This is a genomic window from Pseudomonas sp. SIMBA_068 (assembly GCF_046534705.1).
Classification (GTDB): Bacteria; Pseudomonadota; Gammaproteobacteria; order Pseudomonadales; family Pseudomonadaceae; genus Aquipseudomonas; species Aquipseudomonas putida.
This window is the reverse complement of sequence record NZ_JAWRYI010000342.1, coordinates 1-282: the sequence shown is the minus strand read 5'-3', so window position 1 is coordinate 282 and position 282 is coordinate 1. Positions and strand designations below refer to the sequence as shown.

The 282-nt window shown below is 65.2% G+C and carries 1 pseudogene; it reads right to left on the bottom strand.

Features of this window, described 5'->3' with window-relative positions:
- A pseudogene (locus tag SB756_RS29460) lies at positions 1 to 282 on the bottom strand (PLP-dependent aminotransferase family protein); the annotation flags it as partial.

Sequence of the window (282 nt, the reverse complement as noted above, 5' to 3'; positions counted from 1 at the left end):
GACGGTGACCCGGCAGCAAACAAGGCCCGGCCGACGCGCTCGAACGCTGCCACCTGCGCCTGCGGCACCACCAGATAAGCCAGGCGAATACCGGGAAACAGCACCTTGCTGAAGGTGCCGGCATACAGCACGCGCCCATGGCGATCCAAGCTGGCCAGCGCTGGAAGTGGACGGCTGACGTAGCGGTACTCGCCGTCGTAATCGTCCTCGACAATCCAGCCACCGGTGCGGGCAGCCCAATCGAGTAGCAGTTGTCGGCGTGGCAGCGACAGTGCCATCGAC